14 protein-coding genes, 2 tRNA genes and 1 rRNA gene are annotated in these 25,060 nt (G+C 47.5%); 6 read left to right on the top strand and 11 right to left on the bottom strand.

Features of this window, described 5'->3' with window-relative positions; all coding sequences use genetic code 11:
- Positions 1-3 precede the first annotated feature (3 nt).
- Both H5T88_09645 and H5T88_09640 read right to left on the bottom strand, forming a co-directional pair.
- On the bottom strand, positions 4-1,572 hold the full coding sequence (locus tag H5T88_09645; GenBank protein ID MBC7330604.1) for a hypothetical protein: 1,569 nt from the start codon (positions 1,570-1,572) through the stop codon (positions 4-6).
- Entirely contained in the window at positions 1,559-2,392 is an 834-nt protein-coding gene (locus tag H5T88_09640; GenBank protein ID MBC7330603.1) for a sugar phosphate isomerase/epimerase, read from the bottom strand. Before H5T88_09640 ends, H5T88_09645 begins: the two co-directional genes overlap by 14 nt.
- Before the next feature lie 70 nt (positions 2,393-2,462).
- Between H5T88_09640 and trxB the strand changes: the two genes are divergently transcribed.
- Entirely contained in the window at positions 2,463-3,392 is a 930-nt protein-coding gene (gene trxB, locus H5T88_09635) for a thioredoxin-disulfide reductase (protein MBC7330602.1), read from the top strand.
- A complete protein-coding gene (locus H5T88_09630) occupies positions 3,392-4,648 on the top strand; it encodes an aminotransferase class III-fold pyridoxal phosphate-dependent enzyme (GenBank protein ID MBC7330601.1) in 1,257 nt (418 codons plus the stop codon). Before trxB ends, H5T88_09630 begins: the two co-directional genes overlap by 1 nt.
- Here H5T88_09630 and H5T88_09625 read toward each other — a convergent pair.
- Genes H5T88_09625 through H5T88_09615 form a run of 3 tightly spaced genes read right to left on the bottom strand, consistent with a single transcriptional unit; the run spans position 4,645 to position 6,699 of the window.
- Positions 4,645-5,658, bottom strand: a complete 1,014-nt coding sequence (locus H5T88_09625; protein MBC7330600.1) for a LacI family DNA-binding transcriptional regulator — start codon at positions 5,656-5,658, stop codon at positions 4,645-4,647. The genes H5T88_09630 and H5T88_09625 overlap by 4 nt on opposite strands.
- Positions 5,645-6,394 carry a M48 family metalloprotease gene (locus H5T88_09620; GenBank protein MBC7330599.1) on the bottom strand — a complete coding sequence of 250 codons (750 nt, stop codon included), beginning with the start codon at positions 6,392-6,394 and terminating at the stop codon, positions 5,645-5,647. Before H5T88_09620 ends, H5T88_09625 begins: the two co-directional genes overlap by 14 nt.
- The gene (locus tag H5T88_09615) at positions 6,391-6,699 is read right to left on the bottom strand and encodes a hypothetical protein (GenBank protein ID MBC7330598.1); all 309 of its coding nucleotides are present in this window, start codon (positions 6,697-6,699) and stop codon (positions 6,391-6,393) included. Before H5T88_09615 ends, H5T88_09620 begins: the two co-directional genes overlap by 4 nt.
- A gap of 182 nt (positions 6,700-6,881) precedes the next feature.
- On the opposite strand from H5T88_09615, the gene H5T88_09610 reads away from it, so the two are divergent.
- The 3 genes from H5T88_09610 (at position 6,882) to H5T88_09600 (ending at position 10,106) form a co-directional block, all read left to right on the top strand.
- A tRNA-Ile gene (locus H5T88_09610) sits at positions 6,882-6,958 on the top strand.
- Positions 6,959-6,960: 2 nt separating this feature from the next.
- Positions 6,961-7,036, top strand: a tRNA-Ala gene (locus H5T88_09605).
- 51 nt (positions 7,037-7,087) lie between these two features.
- Positions 7,088-10,106: ribosomal RNA gene (locus H5T88_09600) — 23S ribosomal RNA — on the top strand.
- Between the two features lie 53 nt (positions 10,107-10,159).
- On the opposite strand, the gene H5T88_09595 is transcribed toward H5T88_09600, so the two are convergent.
- The 6 genes from H5T88_09595 to rpsO all read right to left on the bottom strand — a co-directional run bounded on the left by H5T88_09595 (position 10,160) and on the right by rpsO (position 22,619).
- A complete protein-coding gene (locus H5T88_09595) occupies positions 10,160-12,952 on the bottom strand; it encodes a DUF1854 domain-containing protein (protein ID MBC7330597.1) in 2,793 nt (930 codons plus the stop codon).
- A gap of 209 nt (positions 12,953-13,161) precedes the next feature.
- Positions 13,162-17,907, bottom strand: a complete 4,746-nt coding sequence (locus tag H5T88_09590; GenBank protein MBC7330596.1) for a LamG domain-containing protein — start codon at positions 17,905-17,907, stop codon at positions 13,162-13,164.
- A gap of 234 nt (positions 17,908-18,141) precedes the next feature.
- Positions 18,142-18,882: a DUF1559 domain-containing protein gene (locus tag H5T88_09585; GenBank protein ID MBC7330595.1), complete on the bottom strand. Its 741-nt coding sequence runs from the start codon at positions 18,880-18,882 to the stop codon at positions 18,142-18,144.
- 147 nt (positions 18,883-19,029) lie between these two features.
- A complete protein-coding gene (locus H5T88_09580; GenBank protein MBC7330594.1) occupies positions 19,030-20,253 on the bottom strand; it encodes an insulinase family protein in 1,224 nt (407 codons plus the stop codon).
- Positions 20,192-22,348, bottom strand: coding sequence for a polyribonucleotide nucleotidyltransferase (locus H5T88_09575; GenBank protein ID MBC7330593.1), 2,157 nt, complete (start codon positions 22,346-22,348; stop codon positions 20,192-20,194). Before H5T88_09575 ends, H5T88_09580 begins: the two co-directional genes overlap by 62 nt.
- Before the next feature lies 1 nt (position 22,349).
- Positions 22,350-22,619 carry a 30S ribosomal protein S15 gene (gene rpsO / locus H5T88_09570; protein ID MBC7330592.1) on the bottom strand — a complete coding sequence of 90 codons (270 nt, stop codon included), beginning with the start codon at positions 22,617-22,619 and terminating at the stop codon, positions 22,350-22,352.
- Positions 22,620-23,000: 381 nt separating this feature from the next.
- Between rpsO and H5T88_09565 the strand changes: the two genes are divergently transcribed.
- Entirely contained in the window at positions 23,001-25,004 is a 2,004-nt protein-coding gene (locus H5T88_09565; GenBank protein ID MBC7330591.1) for a TonB-dependent receptor, read from the top strand.
- Positions 25,005-25,060: the final 56 nt, after the last annotated feature.

Genomic DNA, 25,060 nt, shown 5'->3' with positions numbered 1-25,060 from the left:
TATTTAATCTATTATTCCCCTTTTTGATAGGCATTTGTTTAGGAACCAAAGCTCCATTGGACATCCTAAGCATCTTCTGGGGTCGCAAAAGGGAGGAATGTAGTCGTTATCTATTGACAATTTAGCGATTTCAACGAGTTCTCTTCTTATATCCTCTGCTGTTTTACCAAAGATGTCTGCGGGAGGCTCTGGATGAGAAGCGCTTCCCCAGAAAATCTGGGGATATTCCTTTTTGTTGAAGAATAAGGGTCTTGTCATTGCGATGTCGCAGGGCTGAGAAAGAAGGAACCAAGGTTGGGGTAGATTATCCTTATTTTCCTTCAGCCTCGTTACCGCTTCTCGCCCTAAAATGTTAGCAAGGCGAGGATATTTCTTTCTCAAGATATTCTTCAATTTGAAGAGATACCCCATTTCCTTCTTGCGTTCAGTAAGGACCTCACTCAACCAATGATTAATTGATATCCCTTTTTTAAATAAAATCTCTGCCCTAATAGCTTTAACAAGTTCCGGGAATATTTTCTGAACCGTTTGGATTTGTTCCTGTCTTTGCTTCCAATTCCTGTATTCCCAAGATATGCCAGAAGAGATAAAAAAATTTAGAGTTTCTGGATTAACCAAGATAATGATATATGGTCTTCTTTCACCTAAAGCGGATTTAATAAGCTCTTCGGGAAGCAATTCCGGGCGTGTTCTCGTGAGATATCTCAAGGCGGAGGGGAAGCTCCTGATATTAGTTATTTGGGAAACTATGACGAACCTTCCTCCATAATCAACTTTTATTGTTTCAAATAGTTCCTTAGAATTAATCGCTTTTTGGAAGTCTTCTTGAGAACGCTCAAAAGCTTTGACTACCAATGATAGCCATTCCCTCCCCACATCCTCCTCCATATAACAAAGGAGATGAAAGATATTCCTCAAAGCGTCAAGCTTTTCCGGCTCTTTTATGTTCTCCAACCAATTGTTCAGACTGTTCTTAGCTAGGCTATCCGGGTTGCGAGATAGGAAATCAGATACTGTTTCACGGAAGATTTTCTGCCCCCTCTCTAAATTTTTATCTTTATAGAGGAAGCTATCCATAAGAGGAACGAACCAGCGCTCGTAGACCTCTCTATCTGGGAGGTCCAAGAAGCTATTTATGGTGCCTAAAGCCCTCTTTATGTCCATCTCTCCCGTATCTTTATGGAAGTCCCCATATCTCACCAATGCTTTCCATCTCTCCATCCTTTCCTCATCAAATCCTGCAATTCCCTTTGCCTCGGTAAGAAGCTCAAAGGAAGAAACCTGCATCGTTTTTAACTGTTCCTCATTTAAAATCTTTTCAATTAGGTGTTGGGAAAAGATTTCCACTTCTCCCTCTCTTGGCTCTTCGGAGGGATAGGTGTCAACGAAGATAATTTTGTCTGCTTTCCCCTCGTATTCCTTTGCTTTCTCGACTCCGAACTCTATTCTATCTACTTCGTCCAATATCTCTAAGAAACGAATGCAGCTGCCAGCATCCAAATCTATCTTTTTATGCGTTATTCCTACTCGCATTCCGCTCATCTTGAAGAGAAATACTTTAGAGAGCCACATTCACCTCCCTTGCGATTTCCCTTACATACTCTCCCGCTATGATATATTCCTCTTCACTTGATAGATGCTCCAGCATAATGGGAACATCCTGCGGTAATTTGTTCAATTCCCACAGGAGGGTTCTGTAATCAAGCTTTCCCAAGCCGGGGCGAACTTCCTCGAGGTGAACAAGGAACGACTCTTTAAGGATGACATCCTTAATATGACAGCTTTTTATATAAGGTCCGAGCTTCTCAACACATTCCTTGATGAAATCGCTGTTGAAGAAGTAGCGCCTTGGGCTGTTTATCATATTAACGATGTCCAAATGGACTGCAAATTGCTTTCTATCTATAGCTTTGAGCAGGCGAATATACTCATCTGGAGAATCGGGGTACATCCAGGGCATAGTTTCCAGGGTGTAGAAAGCGCGTATCGGCTTCACATCGTCTATTATTTCCCTGATTGTATCAACTATCATTTGAAATGTTTCCCCTTTAAAGTCATCCTCGCAAGGACCGTCCCATTTCCGCCCTCTGGAGCCTGCGATGTTAACGCAACAGAGGGCACCAATCCTATCGGCTAAATCCAATTGACGTTTGCAGAATTCAATTGCTGAACGGCGTTCCTCCTCATTGGAGCTCAGGGGATTGCTCCAGGCTCCTACCTCTGCTATGACTATGTCGGATTTCCGAGCGATTTCCTCATAAGCTCGCACTACCTCATCGTTTGCCGAGCTATCAACAGGGCAATAACCAGCCCTATAGCCGTATTTCCTCAGAAGGTTAATCCATTCCTCGGGTTCGCTATAATCTCCGAAAACAGGACCTCCTAATCTCACGAAAATCACCTCTTTATTATAGCAAAAATTTTGCTTCTTGTGTATTATATTAAAAAAGGAGGTTATCATTATGGAAGATGATATTTACGATGTGGCTATAATAGGAGCAGGACCAGCTGGTCTCACTTCCGCTATATATACAGCGAGAGAGCGGTTGAAAACGCTCGTTTTGGAGAAGGCTATGTCCGGTGGATTGCCGGCTACCACGGAGATGGTGGAGAACTACCCGGGATTTCCCGAGGGCATAGGTGGAGTAGAGCTGATGAGGAGATTCAAGGAGCAAGCGGAGAAGTTCGGGGCGGAGATAAAGGAATTCTCCGAGGTGAAGAGGATTGAGCAGGAGGGAAAGATATTCAAGTTAACGACCGATTTCGGCACTTTCCGAAGCCACACCGTGATAATCGCCTCTGGAAGTGTTCCAAAGAAATTGAATGTGCCGGGCGAGGATAAATTTATGGGAAGAGGGGTTTCCTATTGTGCTATCTGCGATGGTCCCTTCTATCAGGGTAAGGATGTGGCGGTCATCGGGTGCGGGAACTCTGGCTTACAGGAGGGAGAGACGCTTTTAAAATATGTGAACAGCATAACATTTGTAGAGTTTCTCCCCTACATCCCAGCTGAGAAAATCCTTCAGGAGAGGTTGAAAAATGAGCCAAAAGCGAAATTCCTCCTCAATCATACTGTAAAGGCTATAAATGGGGATGAATTCGTTCAATCAATAACGGTTATAGATAGAGAAAGCAGGGAGGAAAAGGAAATAAAAGTTGACGGGGTTTTCATCTATGTGGGTTTCCTGCCCAATACCCAATTCTTAAGAGGATTTGTTGAGCTTGATAAAAATGGGTACATAATAACTGATGAAGCTATGCGGACATCAAGGGAGGGAGTTTATGCGGTTGGGGATGTGCGTTCAAAGAAAGTCAGACAGATTTCCGTTGCTTGTGGGGAGGGAACGATTGCCGCTATCGCTGTTAGGGATTACCTGAGGGAAGGAAGGTGATGGATGTGGCAAGAGAGGATTTAGAGGAAATCTTCTCCTTATATAAGAGGCACATAAATCCCTATTTAGCCGACCTCCTTCGCTTCGCTGGCTTTGATAAATTAGAATGGGAGGCGGAGGGTTGCATAATCAAAGATAGCGAGGGAAACGAATACATTGATTGTTTAGGAGGTTATGGCGTTTTTTCACTCGGTCACCGTCATCCAAAGGTCCTTGAGGCAGTGGAAAGGCAGCTACACCTTATGCCCCTTTCTTCAAAGGTGTTTATAAATCCCTTACAGGCGAGGCTTGGGGAAAGGCTTAGCGAGATAACTCCGGGAGATTTGCAATGCGTTTTCTTCTCCAATAGCGGGACAGAGGCAGTTGAGGCTGGATTAAAATTCGCTAGGATGTATACTGGAAGGAAGAAATTTGTCTCCGCTCTCGGCTCATTTCACGGAAAGACATTCGGCTCGCTCTCCGTTTCGGGAAGGGATATATATAAGAAGCCGTTTGAGCCCCTACTTCCCATTTGCGAACAGGTTCCCTTCGGTGATGCGGAGGCGTTGGAGAAGGCGGTTGACGAGGAGACAGCTGCTGTCATACTTGAGCCGATACAGGGCGAAGGTGGGGTGAATGTTCCACCTGACGATTTCCTCCCAAGAGTGAGGAAAATTTGCGATGAGAGGGGAGCGCTTCTTATCTTGGACGAGGTCCAGACTGGTTTGGGGCGTTGTGGAAAGATGTTCGCCTGCGAGCTCTGGGGCGTTGTGCCCGATATTATGTGTTTAGCGAAGGCATTGGGAGGTGGGGTTATGCCGATTGGCGCTACGATTGCCCGTTCCCAAATTTGGAAAATCTTTCAAGATAACCCCCTAATCCACTCTTCCACATTTGGTGGAAATCCCCTTGCTTGTTCAGCTGCCCTGGCTGCGTTGGAGGTTATAGAGGAGGAGAAGCTTCCCCAAAGGGCGGAAGAGCTCGGCAATTATCTTCTTAGAGAGTTGCAAACAATAAAAGACAGGTTTCCCCAGCTCATAAAAGATGTAAGGGGGAAGGGATTGCTCTTGGGCGTGGAGTTCAGCGACGAGGACATAGGGCTCCTAACGATAACTTTCTTATTAAAAAGAGGCGTTCTTGTGGCTTATGCGCTTAATAATCCAAAAGTTATGCGCATTGAACCGCCCTTAATCATCAGCGAGGATTTGCTATCTCGGGTTGTAGAAGCGATTAGTGATTCTCTTGCGGATGTGGGGAAAGTGCTCCTTGGAGGTTAGAGGGGTTTTGTGGTGGAGCCTATCCTTAGGCGAACGGGGATTCTCTTCTTGATTGGTGTTTTTCTCTCCCCATTTATCACCTTGAAGAGAACCATCGCGGCGTAAAGACCGAGCCTGTAGAAGGGTGGAACTATGGCGGTGGGCTGGATTTCCATCAAGCTGGAAGGATACTCTTGAAGAGTTATAAGGGATATATCGTCGGGCAAGTTCAAGCCGGTATCCCTTATCGCTCGTAGTGCGCCAACTCCCATAAGACCTGTTGAGGCGAATATCGCTGTTGGCTTTTCCTTTCTCTGTAAGAGCTCAAGCGTAGCTCTATACCCTTCCTCTGTTGTTACCTCTCCGATAAAGACATTTTCTTCATCGTAAGGCAAATTGTTTTCCTCCAAGGCTTTCCTATATCCCGCGAAGCGTTCCTCACCGTAGCTGTAATAGAGAGGACCGCCGAGGAAGGCTATGGATTTATGACCAATTTTCGCTAGATAATCAACTGCCTTATAACCCACAGCGTAGTTATCTATATCTACACAGCTTATCTTTTTCGCATCCTTGTAATTTCCGATAACAACCGCTGGCAAATCTCCTTCATCAAGTTCCCTTATCCTCTTATCATCTTGTTTAATCGGTCCCGCCACTATTGCGCCATCAGCCTCTCCCTTGTGTAGCTTTCTCCTCAGAGGCAAATCCCTGCTTACCTCAAGGGGAGGAATTAAGAGAAGTCTCATTCCGCTCTCCGCTATCTTTGTGCCCACGCCAAGGAGTATTTGGGAATAGGGGATATCGGCGAAGAGATTTAAAACCGGTTGGAGGAAGAGGATGGCTATTGTTTCCGCTCTCCTGCGGGCGAGGCTTTGGGCGGCTCTGTTTGGGGAGTATCCAAGTTCCTTTATCGCTGCCCAAATCCTCTGTTTAGTCTTCTCGCTCAAAGGGACGGGCACATTATTTATCACGAAGGAGACGGCGGTAACCGATACACCCGCTTTCTTGGCAACATCCTTAATTGTGGGCATTTTGCTCTAACCTCCTTATTTGTGCCTCTACTCTTTCGAGTCTATCCCTTGTAGGTGGATGGGTGCTGAAGAAAACGGCAAGTTTGGAGGGTTTTCCCTTTTCATCCTTCAAGAGCTTTTGGAAGAAGCGAACTGCTCCCTTGGGGTCATATCCCGCTTTATAAGCGAGTTGAACACCCCAATAGTCAGCTTCGTATTCGTTATCCCTTCCATAGCCAAGGAAAACCATATCCCTCGCTAAAGAGAGCATCTTTGACCATCTTTCGTTCTTGCTGATAACCGCTATAGCTATATCGGTTTTGAGCTCCCTTTCAATCATTTTCGCTGCGTGTTTTGCAACGACATGACCTACCTCGTGCCCGATGGCGAAGGCGAGGGCGTCTTTATCGAAGTTTATATATTCTATCAACCCTTTATTCACGAAAATGAAACCGCCTGGGGCGGCCATAGCGTTTACCTCGTCTGTATTGAGGACTTTGAACTCATACTTTACATCCTTGCGTGGAGCGACTTCCGCAATCTTTTTTCCGATTTCTTGAACTGGGTCGTTGAATTTTGGGTCTTGATTTACCCCGTAGCGTTTTTCCACTTCAACCGATACCTCCTTACCCAGCTCAACTTCCTGTTCCGTGCTAATGGAGAGAAGACTTTTTCCTCCTACCTTACCGAAGAGGAGGAAGAGGACCAAAAGTCCGGAAACAATATCTTTTGTGCTTATTCCGGCAATTGTTATCATTTTTTATCACCTTTATAAATATATTTCCAAATATCGTTGATTTTCGTTTGTATTTCCTGCCAAAAGTTTTTATTGTTTTCCTCCTTCAATCTATCAAGAGCTCTTTCCACACATTTTTTTGCCTCTTCCTTATTTCCCTTGTCAATCCATTTCAGGGCATCTTGGAGGTCCTTTTTCAGAAGGAGGTTAGTGATGCCCGGCTGGGAGAGAGAGATTTTTCTCTCCAATCTCAAAGTGCGCTCGTAGGCGAGGATTGAAAGAGCGAGCGCACAGATTAACAGGAGACCTGAAATCAACCTCAACATGGACATTCAAGACATTGTTTGTTAAAATTATAATTGGTATTGAGAAACAATGCAAGCGTATTGACTTTAAGGAGATTTTCGTTATAATTTTAATGTTGACGAAGAGGGAATTACCGTTATAATATAATAGTGCCAAATAGTTTCTTGACAAGCGCAGGCAAGTAGGCTAATATATAAAAACGGGACCCTTAGCTCAGCTGGTTAGAGCGTACCCCTGATAAGGGTGAGGTCCCTGGTTCGAATCCAGGAGGGTCCACCAGCGGGGACGTAGCTCAGTTGGGAGAGCGTCTGCTTTGCACGCAGAAGGTCGGCGGTTCAAATCCGCCCGTCTCCACCAGAGGGAAGGAATTGCATTTTGAAAATTGCATAGGGAAAGGATTGTCCTTGGCATCAAGTTAGTAAGGGCATACGGAGGATGCCTTGGGGCAAGAAGCCGATGAAGGACGCGGCAGGCGGCGAAACGCTCCGGGGAGGTGCGAGCAACCGATGATCCGGAGGTCTCCGAATGGGGAAACCCGGCGCAGGGAAACCTGCGTCACCGCCCTCGTTAGAGGGCGGGGGGCACCGGGCGAACTGAAACATCTTAGTAGCCCGAGGAAAAGAAAGCAACAGCGATTCCCCGAGTAGCGGCGAGCGAAAGGGGAAGAGCCCAAACCCACTGGGTGCAAAAGGCTGTGGCCGTTGCTCAGTGGGGGTTGTAGGCATCCGTCATCCTGCTTCCACAGGAGCAGGGGGAAGTTACAAAGGACCTGCTTAGCCGAAGTGTCCTGGAAAGGCACGCCATAGAGGGTGATAGCCCCGTAGGCGAAAAGCAGTGTCCCTTCCCGACGGATAGCCTGAGTACCCCGGGACACGTGAAACCCTGGGGGAAGCAGGGAGGACCACCTCCCAAGGCTAAATACTTCTTGCCACCGATAGCGCATAGTACCGTGAGGGAAAGGTGAAAAGAACCCCGAAAGGGGAGTGAAATAGAACCTGAATCCGTATGCCTACAAGCAGTAGGAGCCCTACGGCCCTAAAGAGGGTCATGGGTGACTGCGTGCCTTTTGCAGAATGAGCCGGGGAGTTGCTTGGTGTCGCTCAGGTTAAGCGCTTCAGGCGCGGAGCCGTAGCGAAAGCGAGTCCGAATAGGGCGAATGGGGGCTTTTGCTCCCAGGGTGGCACTAAGCAGACCCGAAACCGGGCGATCTACCCATGCCCAGGGTGAAAGAGGGGTAAAGCCCTCTGGAGGCCCGAACGGGTTAGGGGTGAAAACCTATCCGATGAGGTGTGGGTAGTGTGGGTGAAATGCCAATCGAGCCCGGAGATAGCTGGTTCTCCCCGAAATGCATTTAGGTGCAGCCTCACGGGTTGAGTTTCGGAGGTAGAGCACTGGATGGGCTAAGGGGCCTGCCAGCCTACTGAACCCAACCAAACTCCGAATGCCGAAACTCGGACCGTGGGAGTGAGTCTACGGGGGACAAGCTCCGTAGGCGAGAGGGGAACAACCCAGACCGCCAGCTAAGGTCCCTAAGTCTCGGCTAAGTGGTAAAGGAGGTGGAACGGCGAAGACAGCCGGGAGGTTGGCTTAGAAGCAGCCATCCTTTAAAGAGTGCGTAATAGCTCACCGAGCAAGTCGTTCCGCGCCGAAAATTCACGGGGCTTAAGCCGAGCACCGAAGCTGCGGGAGCTTCCTTTTAGGAAGCTCGGTAGGGGAGCGTTCCCTGTGCAGAGAAGGCTCAGCGTAAGCGGGGCTGGAGCGCAGGGAAGTGAGAATCCCGGCATGAGTAGCGAAAAGAGGAGTGGAAATCTCCTCCGCCGAAAGCCTAAGGGTTCTCAGGGAAGGCTCGTCCACCTGAGGTTAGGCGGTCCTAAGCCGAGGCCGAAAGGCGTAGGTGATGGGTAGCCGGTTGATATTCCGGCCCTTCCTCTGCGGCGTTATGAGCTATGGGGTGACGAAGGTTGGAGGGCTGTCACGCAGTTGGTTTTGCGTGTTCGCCTGTAGGCAAGGCGGGATAGGAAAATCCGTCCCGCGGCGGCTTTTCAGCCGCGACTTGCTGGCAGGCGAGGAGCAGCGGGGAAACCCAATGCGAACCAGCCTGAAGACCTTCCAAGAAAAACCTCTATGCCAGTCGCAGGGGAAACCGTACCCCAAACCGACACAGGTAGGCAGGCAGAGGATGCCAAGGCGCGCGGGATAACCCTCGCTAAGGAACTCGGCAAATTGGCCCCGTAACTTCGGGAGAAGGGGTGCCCTTGGAGGTGGATGGCTGAAACGCCATCTGCTTCTGGGGGTCGCAGCGACAAGGCCCAGGGAACTGTTTATCAAAAACACAGGTCCTCGCTCAACCCGAAAGGGGATGTATGAGGGCTGACGCCTGCCCAGTGCCAGAAGGTTAAGGGTGGAGGTTAGGAGGGTTTCTGCCCTCCGAGGCTTCTACCTTAAGCCCTGGTAAACGGCGGCCGTAACCCTAACGGTCCTATGGTAGCGAAATTCCTTGCCGGGTAAGTTCCGGCCCGCATGAAAGGCGTAATCACCTGGGCACTGTCTCGGCGAGGGACCCGGCGAAATTGTGAAATCCGTGAAGACGCGGATTGCCTGCGGTGGGACGGAAAGACCCCGTGGAGCTTTACTGCAGCCTGGCGTTGGATTTTGAGATACTATGTAGAGAATAGGTGGGAGCCTTCGGGCGCCAGTGGAATACCACCCTTAGTATCCCGAAATCCTAACCGAGGCCTATCCGGCAACGGGACAGCGCTTGGTGGGCAGTTTGACTGGGGCGGTTGCCTCCTAAAAGGTAACGGAGGCGTCCAAAGGTCCCCTCAGCACGGTCGGAAATCGTGCGTAGAGTATAAGGGCATAAGGGGGCCTGACTGCGAGGCCTATAAGCCGAGCAGAGGCGAAAGCCGGGCCTAGTGATCCCCTGGTGGCGCGTGGAAGCGCCAGGGCTCATCAGATAAAAGCTACCCCGGGGATAACAGGCTGATCTCCCCCAAGAGTCCACATCGACGGGGAGGATTGGCACCTCGATGTCGGCTCATCGCATCCTGGGGCTGAAGAAGGTCCCAAGGGTTGGGCTGTTCGCCCATTAAAGCGGTACGTGAGCTGGGTTCAGACCGTCGTGAGACAGGTCGGTCCCTATCCTCCGCAGGCGCAGGAGACTTGAGGAGAGCCCTCCCTAGTACGAGAGGACCGGGAGGGACGGACCAATGGTGTACCAGTTGTCTCGCCAGGGGCAAACGCTGGGTAGCCATGTCCGGAAGGGATAACCGCTGAAGGCATCTAAGCGGGAAGCCCCCTCCAAGATAAGGTCTCCCACTGGGTCAACCAGGTAAGACCGCGGCAAGAACAGCCGCTTGATAGGCCAGAGGTGTAAGGCGGGCAACCGCTTTAGCCGACTGGTACTAATCGGTCGAGGACTTGATGCTAAGGCTACAATCCTTCCCTATGCAACTTTCAGAATGCAAAGCCTATCCCTTTTTATATTATCCTCTTTATAAATCCCAAACTCCTCGGGTCCAATAACGACCAATCCTCTATCTCATAGTATATGTTGTCTATATCAACTATTATCAATCGCCTCTCGCCCATATCTATAACGCTACTATGCAAACCCCAAGTGAGAAACTTCCTCTCCCCTATCTCCGTCTCAACTATCCACTCCGTGAATCCATAAAGGTCCTTTAAAGACCTTATCCTCTTTATCTTAGCGATGTAATATGTCCTTTCAAGTTCTTCCTCTACCACCCTCCTTGATTCTGGGTCAAGCATTTCTAAATCCGTTATCACGCCAATCTCCTGCCCAAACTGCTCCTCATTCCTATAATCGCCATTCCAAACACTTATATACTTCGTCGGATTCGTAAGCGGGAATAACCGCCTCAGTATAACCTTGGAAAACTCGCCTAAACCCTCAACCCATAGCTTGACAACTCCGCCAGAAGTCCTCTCAAATCTCGTGGTGTTGGGAGGGAAGAAAAGGGGTCCTATATCTCTTTCTTCTATCTCTTCCCTTTTCACCGCCCACTGCTCGGGTCCGCTTATAGGACCAGCCTGCAATTCCACGAGCTTTTTATACTCCCCATTTCGTGAAAGGAGCTCTTCATTCGTCCCTTGCTCAACTATCCTTCCTCCCTTAAGAACGATTATCTTGTCCGCTATTCTCAAAGTTGAGAGGCGATGGGCTATGGCAAAGGTCGTCCTCCCCTTGACGAGGCGAGCGAGGGCTTCCTGTATCTGCTTCTCCGCCTCCGTATCAACGGCGGATGTAGCTTCATCTAAAATCAGAATGCGAGGATTATGCACTAAAGCACGAGCTATAGCTATCCTCTGCCTCTCTCCTCCTGATACCCTTGCACCTCGTTCTCCTACAACAGTATCGTATCCCTCGGGGAAATAGGTTATGAAATGATGGGCATTTGCAGCCTTTGCTGCCCTTATTATCTCCTCAGGACGGACATCCAAACGGGAATAGGCGATATTCTCGGCTATTGAACCTCGGAAAAGGAAAGGCTCCTGGGGAACGAGTCCAATCTGGCTGCGAAGGTCGCGCAAATTGATATCCCTTATATCTACTCCATCTATGAGAATTTGTCCCTCGGTTGGGAGGTAGAATCGGCAGATCAGATTTATAATCGTCGTCTTTCCCGCTCCGCTCGGACCGACTATCCCGACCATCTCGCCTGCCCTAACCTTCAAGTTTATATTGTGAAGGATTGGCTGATATTTGTCGTAGCCAAAAGTGACATTGCGGAACTCCACATTTCCATAAATATATGGGAGGGAAATCTTCTCCCTATTGTCCTCCAATTCTTCCGTCTCCATATCCATAATCTCAAATACCCTTTCGGAAGCGGCGAGGGCATTTGCTATGCTGTTGCTCATATTCATCACGACTTGCAGGGGTCCGAAAAGCATTCCCAAGGCGCTTAGGAAGGCGAAAAGGGTTCCCGTGGATATCTGTCCGCCAACTATATCCTTTCCTCCAAAATAAAGGACTATCAGAGATGTGGAACTTATCAGGAGGGAAAGGATGGGGGCGAAGGTTGCTTGTGTCTGCTCCGCACGAGTGGCAGCCTCAAAGAGGGCGTTAGCCCTCCTATCAAACCTGTCTTCCTCCTTTTTCTCCTGTGCGAAAGCCTTCACTACCCTTATCCCGGAAAGGGAGTCGCTTAGCACGGCTACGAATCTGCTCCATCTATGCCATAGCCTGCGAAAGTTCATATAGATGTAGCCCCAAACGAAGCCAACGAGGAAGAGTATTAGGGGAGCGGGGAGTAGGGTGAGAAGGGCAAGACGCCAGTTCATCTGTAGGAGTATAGCACTTATACCGATGAGAAGGAGGATGTTAACAGCGAAGTGATGTATGTCGTTGGCGAGGAATCCCTGCAGGGCGCCTGTATCCTGAGTTATGCGGGATATAAGAGAGCCCGTGGGATATTTGTCGTAGAAGGTAACGGATAGCTGCTGGAGGTTTTTGAATAAGGCGGAACGGAGGTCGTAAACTATCTTCTGACCCGTCCTCACCGTCAATCTTCCACGCAAAATCGTGAGCGTGGTGTTTATAATCCGAAATGCGAGAAGGACCAGGACCATTACGCCGAGCATAAAGCTGAGATGCTTTAGCTCGGCAGCACTTAATGGTAACCCCTTATGGAAATGAGCATCAGCGGGAACGAAAACGTGGTCCATCAAATAACGGTTGAGGTAGATTGGAACAAGGTCTAAACCTGTTATGAGAAGACTGATTGCTCCCGCTAGGGCTAATGACCATTTATAGGGCTTTGCGTAGGTTAGGAGGCGGCGCAGGACTTGCCCCTTGGGTAAGCAGCGAGGGCATACTTTTGAGCCACGAGGAAGGGGTAGCCCACACTTGGGACACTTGCGCTCTTCCTCCTCGGGAGGAATCTCGCTCTTCCCTTCTTTGAGCAAGGAGATGTCCCTTGAAGCAAGGGCAAATTGAGGAGCAAGCACATTGGAGTAGCGGATGAGCCTCACCCATTCCCCATTAACCTTGACCTCCAGCACGCCGCAGCCGACGAGGGGAATGGAACGGATATCCTCAATATCAGTTATGGGTATGAGTTTTTTGATTTCGCTTCCTTCTTTGCCTTCCGCTACTACCGCCAACCGCTTGTCCGTTAAAATGAGCCACTCCTTTTTGTCTTTATCCTCGGGGAGGTCAGTGGAAAGAGAAAGCTTTATCTCCTCCTCCCCCTTGCTGTCTTTGAGCTCGCTTAAAAACTCTAATGGCGGTTCCTCTAAGTTCACCATCCTTAAATCACCTCCAAATGGATGGTTTAAAATCAAATGCAATATTATAACAACATATTTTCAATAGTCAAGGAAAGTATGTGATTTTATAATATGTTGGAGTCTTTTAATTCCCTCTAATAATTGATAAACATTTCCCTTGTGTCATCGCTTCAATACATCACATCTTCCCCGAAACTCTGCCTATCCTCTTTTTATCATTTAACTCCTTACCCTCCACCGAAATGTTTTCGTATCTCCTCTTCGCTCAATGCTCTATCGTAAATCTTGACCTCATCTATCACGCCCTTGAAATAGGCGCCATCACACCAAGAGGCTTTTCCAATCATTAAGGAGGTACCGATATCTTGCGTTAGCTCCGCTTCGGCGCTACCCCTAAGAACTCCGTTAACGTAAATTCTTGCCATCTTCCCATCGTATGTGCCTACTATATGATACCACTTGCCGACCTCAAGAGCTTCTGAGCTCGTGGCTGAAATTTCCTTTTGGGGAGTAGCTATATGTAGGCTGGGTCTTCCCGTGTTTCCCTCCAAAAGAAGCATATAGCCTTTCCAATTCCCACCATATTTTGAGACAACCATCGGTCCGCGGTCGCTTGCTACCAAGCTCTCAGGCTTCACCCAAGCTTCTATAGTGAATTGCTCGGGAACAAGGAATTCTGAATGCTTTACTTCCACATAGGAGTTTTCTCCGTTAAATCTCAAGGCTTTGCCGGTTTTTCCCTCCACCCATTCCGCTCCAAATATCTCGCCGGTGTTTCCAAAGCCGGAGCTATCCATAGCGTAATCGCCCTGCCCCTCATCAAATCTCCAGTAAGCAACCAACCCCTTCTCCAATTCCTTTGCCGATACCCACCTGCTTGCCTCTCTCAGCAGAATGAAGAATCTCTCGCTTTTAGACCTAATAACTGGCTCGCCCCAGCAAGCCCAATCAGCGGTTGAATCGTCGTTTGGTCCTACATCAGCAATGAACTTGAATTGCACTTCCTTCCCCGCCAAGGAATATAAATCAGCGGAAACCTCCTTCAATCTTTTTTGCTCTCCGTGTTCCTTGAGGACCTCAATTTGTTTCCCATCCCGGGTTAGGGCGAGAACCGTGTAATCCACCCCATCGGAAGGGTCTCCCCCATCCATAAGACCGATGAACATATGAAATTCCGTGGGCTCTTTAGGCAATTTTATCCAATCAAATATAGCGGTTGTATAACCCACACCGCCTATATAAGGCGGGTGGGAAAATAGCCCATCCTTCTCCACCCCTCCTACTGGCATACTTTTCCTGGAGATAAAGGAAGCACCTGTCCTGCTATCCCCTGGTTCTTCATCTTTCCCACGAAAACAAATCCGCCAAGTGAAAGGAATGGAGCCATCGTAGAAATTGAAGACCACCAGCTTGAATGCGTCAACTTTCAAATTAAATATCTTCGCCAAGGACAGGTTTTTCACTGATACCTCCGCTTTCAGAGTAGCGCGTTCTATCTTCCTATCCCCTTTAAGCTCTATCTTCATCTTGAAAGTCCTTTCCAAACCGGTAGGGAAGTTAATCACAGAGGGTTCAATTGAAAGGTTTGGCTCATCAAGGGAGAACTTTATGCTTCCCCTAGGAGCACCTTGAAGGTTGTTTTTGAATCTGAAGGTAAGAGTTGCTTTCCCCTCTTCAAGTTCGATTCTATTTCTCTCAAGCTTTATTTCAAAGGGAGGGATTGTGAAGAAATCGGCATAAGCGACGAATTCCTTTTCCTCCTGCCCAACTCTCGCTCTCAGCTTCCCCACAATCCAAAAGTGCTCGTTTTCTGGTAAGTCAAAGGGAAGAGATATCTCGCAAGTTTGCTGATATGCTTCCCCAACATTAAGCGAGCTTTTCATCGGTTTCACTTTTATGGTTTCCCTTCCTTCCAATCCTACTTCAATTTCAACGATTTCAATGGGGGAGGGGAAGGGACCTATTTTCATCTTCCCCTTGATTGTATCTCCGGGCGCGAATCTCTCCTTCGTGAACTGGAGATTGAAGGAAGAAGCAATGTCCCTTTCATCTTTTGGCTCAGTCATGAACATATATCCGTGAATGTCTTTCTCACAAGGAATAAACGCATATCCCCTTGAATATCTCACCTTCACTTCCTTTATGGGCTCCCTGTCGTAATTCAAAGCATAGCATTTAATGGGTGAATCCACCTTCACGCCGATTTCCTTGTTCCCTATGTTTATGAGCTCCTCTTTTCCATCGCCGAGGGGAATCCTCGCCGCGCCATATTTTGCTGAGAGGAAATCATTCTCTACCCATTTTCCTCTTCCATCAAGATAGATATATTCAGGGGAGATAACCTCATCCACACGACTGCCATCCTTGAGATAGGATGCCTCAAAGAAGCCTTTCTCATCAAAGGCACACCAACCGCTTGGAGGAAGGACGATATTCTTTTTTATTGGCTTTGTCAATTCTGAAGGGACTTGCCATTCCTTATCCCTTGACCAATTCACGAATATATGCAAGCCATTTTCATACTCAACATGAAGCCTGGATTCCTTTATGACGCCCGAGATGATTGCCTGCGCGGGGTTGAACCATCTATTTTTCTCATCCGCATACTCTATCTTCTTCACCTTCTCCATTGCATAGCGTTTCGCCACCTGCTGTATCATATAATAGATACGGCAATTCTCCGTTGGGTTCCTCCCACAAAGAATGCCGATGTGCCCATAGGCAAGAGTTGCGCCAATCAATCTATCAATATTCTCGCCTGGATAACGTGCGTCCCTTTTCTCCTCAAATCCTTGCCCCCAGAGGGGTGAATGACCCATATCAATATCGCATTCCAAAGGGTGAATTTTCAAAAGGTCAAATGAGACAAATAAAGGTTCGTTGAAGAAATCATAACCGGGACATTGGGCGTAATTCCCGGTCGTGAGCCCTGCGTAGAGGTAATGCCAAGTGCCCTCGGAAAATGTTGGACCATAAGTCAGCTGGTCATTTAAGAGGAGCTCTCCATAAGCGTAGAATGTGGCGGCGAATGTCCCCGCTCCCGGAACCCTCGCATCATAGTCAACATAGCCCCAGGGCGGAACACAGGTATGGACATCCGTATAAGAGCAATCTATTCCGAACTTCTCCTTAACTATTTTCGCTAACTTCGCATCAAACTCAACCGCCTTCGCTGGCTTCAAATTGTAGCATCTCGGCCAAGCGGGTCTCCAGTCGTTGTTGGGCAAGCGGGATACGAAATCCTCGTTCCAGTTTTCGTTAACGGGAGCGAAATCGGTGTAATTAGAATAATAGCCGTATAACCATCCTAAGGATTGTTGTTTCTTCGTGTATTCCTTTAAAGCCTCATCCCCTCCTTTCCTTGGTCCTGCCTTGGTACGAAGCGTGAAGGATTCTCCCGCATCCCTCCAAGTTGTCTCGTGGCTGAGCTTCATCAGCTTTCTTATCCCATAAGACCAGAGTTCCTTCTTGCACAGCTCATGCTCTTTATCGAAATCCTCTTTTGTGGAAACATCCCTAAGCCAACCCATAAGATAGAGATGCTCGCCGGCAATCTTTCCTACAAGGGAGGGTGGATTGGCTATGGTGGGGAGGGTCTCCTCAAAGAGGGGAGAAACAGTGAGGAAAATCCTCTCAAATAAGTCGTTTCTTTTCCCATCCGTCTTAGGGATGTATCTCGTTCCGGGGGCGAATCTTGCCGAATCCCGCTTCGTCCAAGAATCCCAGTAATACTCGGAAGCGTTTGAATTATACCAATCTATCCAACAGGAGATAAAAACTGGAGTTTCTCCCTTCAAAAGCAGGATGGAGGGACGCGCGAGGTCAAGATAAGGAACCCTTATAAGTTCTGGCTCAACTTTCAGCTCATCAGCATATCCGAGATTCAGCTCGGTTGCCTTACCTCCGAGACAGGTCGTCTCTATGACGAGAGATTTCTGCCAGATCCAGAACCTGTATTGGACATCGCCATAAGGTGATGAGAAGATGGCAATGAGAATATCATCCTGCAATTCAGCCGAGCGCAACTGCATCTTTTCCACTTCAGAGTTTCCCTCAAACTTTATCCCGCCCTCCTTCATTGGACGGCAGATTTCCTTCCCGTTTACGAACACCTTTATATCCCCGAATGTTCCATCCTTTGGTGAATAAACATATCTTATATTCACATCCTTGCCATCATATTCAAAGCTGAACTCGTTATCTCCTGATTTCCAAGCCCTTGTTTTGAAGGAAGTCTCAAAATTGCTTGGGAGGATAGTTTCCTTGCGGGTGGGGAAGGGCAAAACGCCGGGGCCAGTGTTTGTTCCCAGATTTTGCCCCGGGCGAGGTTCTATGTTCCTCTTCGGTCTCGGCTCAAAGGAGAGTGGCTTGAGCTCCTCTTTATAGAAGTAAAGCGAATCAAGGTAAATCGTGCTTTCCTTCTGATTGGAACAGCCTCTTATCTCAATACCAGTAAAGGAGCAAGGGAAGGAGATTTCCTTAAGTATTGACTCATCTATCCTTCTATGTGTGAGGAACCATTCCTTCCACATAACATTCCAGAGATAAATGCGGAAAAGCTTACCGGTTGAATCAACGAAATGGATAGCGATTTCCACCCTTGGATTATTTTTATCCAATGGCTCCCATCCCCAATTATTGCCGTAAACCCAAAGATTTATACAATCAAAGTTATCCTTTATCGGAATGGGTTGGGGAGGTTTGATGACGAACCTGCTATTGGGGGAAGTGCCTGAAAAGGTCACTTTACAAACATAATCTCCCCACATCTGTTGTTCCCTGCTTCTTTGCACTTTTACATTCGCTCCGGAATAGCATTCAACTGTCCATCCTTCAAGGTTCTCAAAATCAACGAGGGGTTCACGTTCTTCCTTTCTATTAGCCCAGACCATCTCATAAGGTCGTTCCCCAACCTTCTCCTGGGGATTTATCTCATTGATGACTTGAACTACCTTTTCCGGTTGTTCCGCCATAGCTATTCCTCCTTTGAGGGAAAATATAAGCGTTCCAATGAATGAAAGAAGAACGAGAGTCGTTATTTTGCTTTTTAAATTAGGATTTCGCATAAACTATCACCATAGATATATTAGTAAATTTTGGAAAGTGAGTATAGTTTTTTGAAAAGTTTATTGGGAATTTGGGGATAATAATGTTTGGGGGCGGACGGGTTTACCCGTCCGCCCCCAAGCCTCGTCGTCAGCTTCGCATTAACGGAAGTCGGGATAGATGGAGTTCAACAGAGCGTTTATGTCATATTGCCCAGCCCTGCTTGGATTATCCCACATAAATGTCGGCGCTAAGGTCTGAGATAACTTCAGCCACTTCACATGCCCATCCGCGAACACGAAGTTCATCCCTTTGTTGTGATAGGGATAGGGTCCGCAAACCCCATACCAGCCAGGCCAGCCCAATGTCCAAGTACCCAAGTCCGGCCAGTAGTCCGATGTCTCCAACACCATAATGAGCTGGGAGGGCGCTTCTATCTGCGCTTGGCTAATAGGGTTGCTGAACACGTTGCCGTTGTAGCAATAGTTTGCACCGTGTTTTTCGGGGTCAACGCCATTTTGATAGTCCACGATTGTCATATCAACATCTGCATCGCATCCCGTATCTCCTCCGCCAAACTTCGTCCAGACGAACTCGTTCCAGGAATGATGGGCGGAAGGGCATATCCATATCTGGCTGTTCTTCAAGTAGGGCATAATAGCATAGCGCCAAGTGTAGTGCCGTCCGTTGATGGAATTCCAAATCCTGTTCGGTGGGAATTTCTCATCCCAATCCTGAGCGTACATCAAGAGCGCCGTCCCTATCTGCTTCATGTTGCTGGAGCAGGATGCCTGCCTTGCTTTCTCCCTCGCCTGGCTGAAGACGGGGAAAAGAATAGCCGCCAATATTGCGATGATGGCTATAACGACGAGGAGTTCAATGAGGGTGAACCCTTTCTTCATCTCTTTTCACCTCCTTTCTTTGTGGTTTCTAATAAAGAATTCTAACAAACAGGTGTGTCAATTCAGTGATATTTTAGTGTCAAATGATAATGATTATCATTATTGATATTTTCGTTAGAGAAAGGAAGGAATAGGGTGAAATTTTGTTTAAGCGGGCATTAAGGAGAAGACTGCGATTCCCTTATTTAAAGAGCGGTTTATCGCCTCTTGGACATCCTCTTCAGAAACCCTTTCTATCCTCTCCAAAGTTTCCTCTATGGGAACGATTCTGCCTCTATAAAAAAGGGAAAGGGCTATGCGCATCATCCTCTGGAGGGATGTCTCCAAGGAGAGAAGTATGGCGTTTTGCAACTGCCTTTTTGCCCTTTCCAATTCATCTCTATCCACCCCTTTATCTCGTAAGGAAACAAGTTCCTCCTCAATCAGCTCTCTTAATAACTCCTTATTATTCGGATGAGAAGCGGAATAGATGTTCAAAATTCCGCAATCCTCCAAAGCTAAATCCTCTGCTTCCACATCATAGCAAAGACCCCTTTCCTCCCTTAGCTTTTGGAAGAGACGAGAGGCGGTTCCACCACCCAACAAAGTCGCTAAAACACTATAGGAGTAATGGAAGTCATCCCTTGCCTTAGCGCTTTCCATTGCAATACAAAGATGCACTTGGGTAGTAGGGTGTAGAACCGTAGATTCCCCGGCTCTGAAGCTGGGAGGTTCATTTGGGGGCTTCTTACAGCCATTTATTGGCAGGAGAAGATTTTCCACTTTTTTCAAAAAAGAAGAGTCGTCAATCCTCCCTGCAGCGGAGACGATTATCGCTTGTGGATTATGGTAAAGGGAAAGGAAGTTTTCTAAATCCTTTTTGCCTATGGATAGAAGCGTTTCTTCCGTCCCAAGAATAGACCTGCCTATAGGATGCCCATCCCAGGCAAGGGAGAGAATCTTTTCCTTGGCTACCTCCTCAGGGTCGTTATCCCTATCCCTAATCTCCTCCAATATCACCTGCTTTTCCTTCTCTAAATCTTCTTCTGCTAAAGTTGGATTTAAAAAGATGTCAAAAAGCACATCCATCCCGATGTCAAGCTTGTCGTGGGGAACCCTTATATAGAAAAATGTATAGTCCTTATGAGTTAAGCCGTTGAAATCCCCTCCCAGCATATCGGTTATTTTGGCGATTTCTGTTCTTTCGTAGCGTTTGCTTCCCCTGAAAAGCATATGTTCAAGGAGATGAGCTATACCTGCCTTCTCATCCTCCTCATCCTTTGCCCCCACTTTTACTAAAATACCTAAAGAGACGGAGTAGGAAGAGGGATTATTCTCTATTGCTACTTGGACGCCGTTTTGGAGGGTTACTTCTCTGAGGTCTTCTGCCAACTGGCTTCTGCCCGACTGGGAGGAATAGTTTTTTCCTCGTTAAAGTTATTCTTCCCGAGGGCTCAACGCTCTCCACTTTAACAAGAATCTCATCCCCTACCTGTAAAACCTCCTCCACCTTCTTGATTGGACGAGTTGATATTTGGGAAATATGAAGGAAGGCTTCCTTTCCTGGCAAAATCTCCACCACAGCCCCGCTGGGGGATATGCTCTTAACCTTGCCAGTATATACCTCTCCAGGCTTGATTTCAGAGACTATGCCCAATATCTTATCCCTCGCCGCCTCGCCCTTCTCAATTGAGGGAGCGGTTATATAAACGGTCCCGTCATCCTGAATATCTATTTTTGCATCTGTTTCCGCAACAATCTTGCGTATCGTCTGCCCGCCGGAGCCAATCACTAACGCTATCTTGTCCGTGGGTATGGTTATGCTCAATACCAAGGGAGCATAGGGAGAAATGGTTTCCCGAGGAGCGGAAATAGTCGCATCCATTTTATCCAAAATATAGTGGCGAACTTCCTTCGCCCTTTGAAGAGTGGCGGATATCATTTCGCTCGTTAATCCCTCGTTTTTTACATCAAGCTGTATAGCGGTTATGCCATCTCTCGTCCCCGCCACCTTGAAATCCATATCGCCAAATCTATCCTCAATTCCCTGAATATCAGTCAGTAGAACGAATTTCTCACCTTCGCTGACCATCCCAATGGATATTCCCGCAACCGCTTTCCTCACCGGCACACCGGCATCCATTAAAGCCATTGAGGAGGCGCAAACAGACGCCATAGAGGTTGAGCCGTTGGATTCCAAAACCTCCGATACCAAGCGAATGGCATATGGAAACTCCTTCTCAGGCGGTATCACCTGCTCTAAAGCTCGCTCGGCGAGGAATCCATGCCCCACTTCTCTTCTCGTCGGCGCCCTTAAGGGACGCACTTCCCCTGTGGAGAAGGGAGGGAAATTATACTGATGCATAAATCTCTTGCTTTCCTCCTCCAATATCCCCTCCAACCTCTGAACCTCCTCCAATGCCCCCAATGTAGCTGTTGTGAGAACCTGAGTTTGACCCCTTCTAAATAGAGCGGAGCCGTGAACGCGAGGCAAGAGTCCAACTTGGCACTCTATTTCCCTGATATCCTCTGGCTTCCTCCCATCGGGACGCCTCCCGTTCTCCAATATCTCCCTCCTAACTATTTCTTCTTCCACCGCTTCAATCGCAAGGGGAATCTCCTTCACTTGCTCGGGATAGTTGGCGCTCAGCTCTTCCTTTATCTTCTCCTCCGCCTCTTTCATCGCTTTTTCCCTTTCCTTTTTATCCTCTATGAAGATGGCTTCCCATAACTCCTTCTCGTAATTGAGAACAGCGGACTTTATCTCATCCGAATAGGACAGGATTGTATAAGCGTCGCTTTTATTCTTCCCACATTTTTCCCTCAATTCCAATTGCATATCAATGAGTGCTTGGATGTAGGGTTGGGCGAATTCTATGGCGGAAACTATCTCCTCCTCGCTCGGCTCGCTACCCTCAAAATCAATCATAACGATTCTCTCCCGCGTTCCCGCTACCACCAAGTTGAACTTCTTCTCCAAAACAGCAAGGGAGGGAGGATTGATTATGAAATTGCCGTTTTCCTTGCTTACCCTAACTACTCCAATTGGTCCGTTAAAGGGAATGTCGGAGAGCGTAAGGGCAGCTGAGGCTCCCAAAACGGCGAGGATATCTGGAGGGTTAAGGGGGTCGGCGCAGAGGGGGATGGCTATAATCTGAACTTCATTTCTTAACCCTTTAGGAAAAAGGGGGCGAATGGGACGGTCCATCATCCGAGCGTAGGTTATCGCCCGCTCGGATGGTCTTCCCTCTCGTTTGAAAAATCCACCGGGAATCTTTCCCACCGCATATAAACGCTCCTCAAACTCGCAGGTGAGGGGGAGGAAATCTATGTCCTCCCTCGTCTCGGGAGAGGAGCAAACGGTGACTAAGACAACGCTCTCCCCCTCTTTAAGTACGACGGAAGCGTTTGCCTGACCAGCCAACCAGCCGGTCTCAATGATAAGTGGTCTCCCACCTATCTCTCTTTCAACCGCTGTTGATTCCATTTTAGCCTCTCAGTCTCAGCTTCTTTATTATCTCTCTATATTTTTCGGGGTCGTGCTCCGCAAGATAATTGAGCAGTCGCCTTCTTTTCCCTACCATCATAAGAAGTCCGCGGCGGGAATGAAAGTCCTTATGGTGCTCACGCAGGTGCTGTGACAACTTGTTTATCTTCCTTGTAAGAAGAGCGATTTGCACCTCTACTGAGCCCGTATCCTTTTCGTGGCGTGCGAACTCGGATATAATCTTCTGTTTTTCTTCCTTGAGAAGGGGCATCTTTTTAGCTTTCACCTCCGAAGAAATTTCTGTAATAAAGATTAACAAAAAGAGGTGCAATTGTCAAATTTATATTGCAACAATATTTGATTTAATTCCCCTCTCTCCAAAAGGGATGACTCCAGAGCCGAGAGAGTTATTATCAGTAGGAGGAGAAATCCTTAAAGCACTAAATTCTAACTAAATTTTTTTTGTTTCAAAATTACCAAATGTGTATATTAAAAAAAACACACCATTTTTATTTTATTCCAAATTTGGTATCCATCTTTTAGATTTATTTAAACAATAAAACCTAACATGTCAAAAAAATGAAAAAATGTTGACACATATTAGATGTAATATTTCTTTAGAATCAAAAACTAATTAGGAGGTGATGAGCTTATGAGGATTCTCTCGCTGTTTGTTGGCTTCCTCCTTCTTGGGTTTCTGTTTTCCTTTGCCCAAGAGGAAGTGCCGCCCGAAATCGCTGTATTGGTTGAGGTTGAGGCGGAAAAGGAAAAACCTGTAAAGGTGGAAGAGATAACCGCTGAGAAAGCTAAGCAGGCTATCGGACCTATGAACTTCGCGGATGTCCTCTCTCGCCTTCCCGGCACGCAGACGATATACGGCTGCGCCATGAATTCCCCTCGCTTATCCTTCAGAGGCTCAACTTACACTTACCTCCAGATGCTTGTTGAGGGGATTAATGTAAATCCTATAGGTGCTTGCGTGCTCCAGCGCGTTCCCTGGCGCTCTATGGCGGAGATAGATGTGATAAGGGGTCCCGCCCCTCCTTCCTACCCCGGCAATACCATTTCAGGGCTTGTCTCTATGAAAATGAAAACGGGAGATAAATATCCGGGAACCGGCTTCGGTATAACTTATGGGACTTACAATACCCAGATTTACGATATCGTGGCTGGTGGAGGTGATGAAAGGAGGAACTGGTTCGTCGCCTTCAATCGCAGCTATAACGATGGCTGGATGCCCAACTCCCGCTTGGATATGTCAGACCTTTCCTTCAAGGTTGTCAATGCTCCCGATGATGTCTCGAAATGGACGATAGCGGGTGTTTTCCTCCACGGAGAAAAAGGAGGCTTTAAACCCCTTGGTCCAAATATCGCAGGCATCTCTAAATTCAATCCCAATACGAACAAAGCAGAATTGATAGGATACGCTTATGAGCAGAGATGGCCCAACCTTATGCGTCCGGGTTTATCAATAACCTATGAAAGGAAGGTAGGCGAAAGAACTAATATGATGTTTCGTATAAGCCCGGTGGCAGTAACTTACGACTTATATTTCAAAAGAGGTTTGCTTAAAGATACATCTCAATATGAACCTGACGGAACTTTCAAGAAACTTGATAAAGCCCAAATAACTGAGATGACCCAAAAGATGCGCTATAAGCTGGTTCGCGCAGAGCTAAACTATGATATTAACCTCTCGGGAGGAAATATCTTCTCTTGGGGAATATGGTGGGAAGGCGATTGGCGAAAAGCAACCCAAGCCGTTGAAGCTTCATCTCCTCAGCCCGGTGCTTGGTCAAAGCGAGATATGAAATATCTTGGAATTTTCGCCCAGCATACACTCAGCTTGGGGGAAGGGAAGGCTTTGGTTTGGGGGGCTCGCTATGATGATACGGACCCTGGGGGAGGAGCATTTGTTCCCTTCCTTGATTACCATCTGAAGACAACACCAACCTCCGACTTGCGATTTTCCCTAACACGCAACAAGCGTTTCCCTACATTGGATGAGCTTTATGGCTCAGGGGTAAACATCGGCAATCCAAACCTCAAACCCCCTATCGCAACGATTGCCCAGCTTGACTGGGAGAATAAACTCCCCAATGGGAAATTCACCGCCACATTGTTCTATCAAAAGGAGAAGGACAAGATAGTCTCCGACCAAAACTATCAATGGCAGAATATGGGAAGGGCAAAACAGCAAGGTTTGGAGCTTTCTTATGAATACAACGCCGGTAGAACGAGCTTCTGGTGCAACTACACATATTTAGATGCTTGGGATTTGACAAATGATATGCCCCTGATTCCTGCCTATCGCACCGCTCCACCGAAACATATGTTGAAGGCAGGAATATCTGTTAAGGGGAATAACGGTTTAACCTACGATGTGGAATTCTTCTATTGGGGAGCAAGGGATACGAATGTCCGGACCTCTAAGCTGGAAACCTGGTTTGATGAAAACGGGAACATATACCAAGTCACAACGCCGACGAGCCTTTCAGCTGCGCCAATCTTCAACATTAGGATTTCAAAGCAGCTTCCTAGTGGAAGGACGCTGAGCTTGTCAATAGAGAATATATTTGATAAGCAATGGCAGGAGATGGTGTTCTATCCTCGCGAGGGAAGATGGGTAAAGTTCAGCTTTATCCAGAAGTTTTAAGGGGTTAAAAAACCGAAGGGGGGCAACCCCTTTGGGGTTGCCCCCCTTTTTCTTTA

The sequence above is a fragment of the bacterium genome (assembly GCA_014360495.1).
Classification (GTDB): domain Bacteria; phylum Armatimonadota; class JACIXR01; order JACIXR01; family JACIXR01; genus JACIXR01.
The sequence above is the reverse complement of the archived record's forward strand: the minus strand, read 5'-3'. Positions and strand labels throughout refer to the sequence as shown.

Excerpts from the sequence above, each read along its gene's own strand:
- trxB (MBC7330602.1), top strand. The coding sequence starts at position 2,463 with ATGGAAGATGATATTTACGATGTGGCTATAATAGGAGCAGGACCAGCT.
- H5T88_09585 (MBC7330595.1), bottom strand. The coding sequence starts at position 18,882 with ATGAAGAAAGGGTTCACCCTCATTGAACTCCTCGTCGTTATAGCCATC.
- H5T88_09595 (MBC7330597.1), bottom strand. The coding sequence starts at position 12,952 with ATGGTGAACTTAGAGGAACCGCCATTAGAGTTTTTAAGCGAGCTCAAA.
- H5T88_09590 (MBC7330596.1), bottom strand. The coding sequence starts at position 17,907 with ATGGCGGAACAACCGGAAAAGGTAGTTCAAGTCATCAATGAGATAAAT.
- H5T88_09625 (MBC7330600.1), bottom strand. The coding sequence starts at position 5,658 with ATGCCCACAATTAAGGATGTTGCCAAGAAAGCGGGTGTATCGGTTACC.
- H5T88_09645 (MBC7330604.1), bottom strand. The coding sequence starts at position 1,572 with ATGTGGCTCTCTAAAGTATTTCTCTTCAAGATGAGCGGAATGCGAGTA.
- H5T88_09615 (MBC7330598.1), bottom strand. The coding sequence starts at position 6,699 with ATGTTGAGGTTGATTTCAGGTCTCCTGTTAATCTGTGCGCTCGCTCTT.
- H5T88_09630 (MBC7330601.1), top strand. The coding sequence starts at position 3,392 with ATGGATGTGGCAAGAGAGGATTTAGAGGAAATCTTCTCCTTATATAAG.
- rpsO (MBC7330592.1), bottom strand. The coding sequence starts at position 22,619 with ATGCCCCTTCTCAAGGAAGAAAAACAGAAGATTATATCCGAGTTCGCA.
- H5T88_09620 (MBC7330599.1), bottom strand. The coding sequence starts at position 6,394 with ATGATAACAATTGCCGGAATAAGCACAAAAGATATTGTTTCCGGACTT.
- H5T88_09575 (MBC7330593.1), bottom strand. The coding sequence starts at position 22,348 with ATGGAATCAACAGCGGTTGAAAGAGAGATAGGTGGGAGACCACTTATC.
- H5T88_09565 (MBC7330591.1), top strand. The coding sequence starts at position 23,001 with ATGAGGATTCTCTCGCTGTTTGTTGGCTTCCTCCTTCTTGGGTTTCTG.